The organism is Paenibacillus planticolens, assembly GCF_013141725.1.
GTDB classification, from domain to species: Bacteria; Bacillota; Bacilli; order Paenibacillales; family NBRC-103111; genus Paenibacillus_E; species Paenibacillus_E planticolens.
Genome location: NZ_WHNZ01000011.1, coordinates 1 through 3564, shown reverse-complemented (window position 1 = coordinate 3564; position 3564 = coordinate 1). Strand labels below are relative to the sequence as shown.

General features: G+C 47.0%; 2 protein-coding genes and 1 pseudogene. 1 reads left to right on the top strand and 2 read right to left on the bottom strand.

The features are described from left to right. Positions 1-2464, bottom strand: a 2464-nt coding sequence (locus GC097_RS02810) for a glycoside hydrolase family 3 N-terminal domain-containing protein (protein WP_171681836.1), incomplete at its 3' end; no start/stop codon positions are given. A 524-nt stretch (positions 2465-2988) separates the two neighbouring features. Here GC097_RS02810 and GC097_RS02805 point away from each other — a divergent pair. Then, positions 2989-3182 (top strand): annotated as a pseudogene (locus tag GC097_RS02805) (IS4 family transposase); the annotation flags it as partial. A gap of 228 nt (positions 3183-3410) precedes the next feature. Here GC097_RS02805 and GC097_RS35185 read toward each other — a convergent pair. Continuing rightward, the gene (locus GC097_RS35185) at positions 3411-3557 is read right to left on the bottom strand and encodes a dockerin type I domain-containing protein (RefSeq protein ID WP_376768357.1); all 147 of its coding nucleotides are present in this window, start codon (positions 3555-3557) and stop codon (positions 3411-3413) included. Between the last annotated feature and the right edge of the window lie 7 nt (positions 3558-3564).

Below are 3564 nucleotides of genomic sequence, written 5' to 3'. Positions count from 1 at the left end.
GGGCGTTGGCAATCAGCGAATTCAGCGAGGATTTATTCACAATATGAATCTGGATGTAGTGGGAGGAGCCTACTGTCTGAAATTCCTTTCCTGCGCCGTCAGCCAGCACTGCTGAAGCTATGGAGACTTTTGTGCTGGAACTAGTTGCAACTGACTTGGCTTTAAGTTGAAGCTTAAGTATATCTCCATCAGTTTTTATCGCCTTGCTTGATCCCAAGCTTGCAAGTATAAGCCGTACTTTACCCGGTCCTGTCACCTTCTTATCTACGATAGACACAGCTGTTGGATCCGATGGTTGCGCATCGATATATTCAATTGCATTCGGATCATAACTAATTGTCAAATCCTGTGCAAATACGCCTTGATCGACCGTTTGCTTTACGTTTTTCAGACCATAGTTCAAACTAAAGGATTCGCCTGGTGCTACGGAACTGCTTCCGGCTAGAGTAGTTTTTGCGCCATAAGATAATCCAAAACCGAACGTGTAATCATCACCAGCCACATTTGTGTAGGCGTAATGGAAATTCTCGGCATATCCTGGAACATCCGATGCGTTATTCTCCACGGCCGCTTGGTTAGCCGGGATTGTGATTGGCAGAATACCAGTAGGGTTATAACGCCCGCGCAGAACGTCGAGCAAGGCTTCGCCCTTGACATCGAAGGTTGCCACAACAGCCGCAGCGTTGGGCTCGATCTCATTGATGACCCATGGATTGGTCATGTTGATTGCCAGAGCAGTCGGAACAGCCGCTTCGATCTGCTTAATCTTATTCACGTCGATGCCTGTGAGTGTACCCAACTGGATCTCCTGAGTGGAATTGTCGGGGTATGCATAAATCGTCGGCAGTACCCACACAAATGCGGTGTTCGCCTCTGCAAGCGTGTTGACGATGGTTACCGATGGGTCCTTATCAGTAATAAGCTTTTTAATTGCATCGGTTTGTGTTGCGCTATTATTTCCGTTGAAAACTTCCACGTACAGTTTCTTGGTGTTGATGTTTGCATCGGACAGTGGCAACATACCCTTGTCGTTACGCAGGAGCGCAATCGACTTGTGGTGCGCCTCATCGGCCCGCGCTTGGGAAGCAGGTGAGCTGGCAATCGTCTGGGCTTTAACCGGGTCCGTGTAAGGGTTCTCAAAAAGTCCTAGGTCGAACATCTCTGCAAGCAGGTGCGCCACGGAGGGGTTGAGCTCCTCTTCGCGGAGCAGACCCTTGTTAACAGCAGAGATGAGCCCGCTTGGATCGCTGTTGTCCGAGAAGATGTTTGCCCCGGCATGAATCGACTTGGCGAACTTCTCTTCAATTGTAAGATCATGCACGCCAAAATCACGAGTGGTCAGTGGTCCGCTATCGGTGTTGACATAGCCGGTGAAGCCCATCTTGTTCCGCAGAATGTCGGTGATCAGGGTCTTATTGTAGGCGCCTGCCACTTCCTCGAACTGCTGGTTTGTGGAGTTCCACAGTTCATCCGGGAGCTGCTTAGCGCTAAGCGCGTTGCTTGGAACATTGTAATAGGACATAATTGAACTCACGCCAGCGTCGACTGCGGCTTGGAACGATGGGAGCTGGTATTTAAAAAGGCTGCCTTCAGTAGGGTAGACCGCCCACTTACCGGGTTCGTTGTGCGGGTCGAGACCTCGAAGCACCGCACCGTCACCGACGAAGTGCTTAACGGTCTGGGCAACAGATTTGTTACTGAGTTTCTCCCCCTGGAAGCCTAAGACCAGCTCCCGGGCAATCATAGAGTTCCATTCTGTACTCTCGCCAAATGTGCCGGAGATTCGGTTCCATCGAGGCTCCGAGGCGATTTCAACCTGGTATCCGTAGGTCTTCTGGATACCAGACGAGCGCCACTCGTCGCGGGCTATCTGAGCAAAGTCGCGGATAATGCTGAGATCGCCCGTTGCTGCAAGGCCCAAGGTGCCTGGCCATGTAGAGAACTGTCCGGAGGCCTCACTGATGCCGAACGCGAGCTGCTGACTTACATGATTACGAGGGTTGGAGGTGAAAACGAGCGGGATGCCGAGGCGAGAAGCCTCCGCGACCTCTTGGTATTTATTCGCTCGCTTAGCAAGCTCCAAGGCCGTTATGTTGTCACGGATAATGAGATAGCGAATGTTGCGGTTATTAACAAAGTCATTGACGCCGTCGATGTCATTAGGTAGAGAAGTAATCTGCATGATTCCAGCCTTCTCCACCATGCTCATGCGCGGAAGAAGATCAGCCACGCGCTGATTAGTGGGCAAACGCCAGTCCTCGTAAGGGTCCAGTGAACCGTTCCCATTTAAATCCTTGAATGTCTTGCCCTCAACATTAAGAACATTCTTTACATGACTGGATATTTCAGGCTGAGATATGCCAGTAGCCGCACTTACATTTAATATAGCGAGCGGTGAAGACAACAACGATAAAATAAGCGACGATACCATAATCTTCTTAGAATGTTTCGAAATTAATGTCATATTTCCTTTACCCCACTTTCTCAAATTAAAGCGTTTGTATAATATTTAATTATTAAATTTCATATAACTAGCCTAGGTGGATTGGAAAAGCACCCGAATCTATAGCTGCACCCCATTCATGATTTGCGATACAAAATGTAACATTACCCACGCAAAAGCCGTATCCATTTGTTTACAAACTTCTCAACTCGTTTTATCTCCCTACGTACCCAGACTACAACTAACCTTCTTCAAGTACTTTAATATTCAAAAGATACAACATACATCACCTCCCACTATAATCGAAGCTGTAATACAACCGCCAAGTCGAACCTCAAAAGGTAGACAGAAAAAAGCCAAGAAAACACGATCTAGGTAATGAGTTGATCTCGCAAAACCGCCCATTGAAACGGATATAAATACCAAATGGGCAGCAACTGCCTGAATCGAAAGACCTCCGTCATTTTTTAGCTCATAGACCCAAAGTGGTATTTTCGGAAAATTTAAATAATTGTGAACATCAGAATTTATGCAATCCTACTGATTTGCTATGTGATGAGGTCAGCATGCCATAGATTGGGTGATTGCGTTACAACAACTGCTTGATTTGATCAATGAAGTAGCAGCAACGGCAAGCAAAAAGCTATCGAAATTGATTAATAATCAACTACAACAATGGATCGCCGGTTTGCCCAGTTATCTCAAGGCTTACCTGCCTATTTCAGGCTGCGAAAGTTAAGTTATATAACCCTTAAAGCGCAGTGAATGCTGAGGGTGGGAACACCCTCAGCATGAACAATCAAAACCATCATGTTAGGCCTATTCCATATTCGTCGTTTAATTGTAAGTCCCGATGTTAAATGATATCGGGGCTTATTTTAGTGCGCCAAGCATGGGCACTGTACGTACGGTGATGTGAGAGCTTGGGGGCTTGCCGCCCCCTGCTACTCGATTTTCATAAATTTTTTTATTCAAGTATTTTTCTGGCCATAATTGCGAGATCCGTAACGTCTACTTTGCCATCATTGTTTAGATCTGCCTTTTTGTATTGATCCCAATCCGCATCAGTTGATAATTTGCCATATGCTGCGGCAATAATCGCCAGATCGCCGATCGAAATT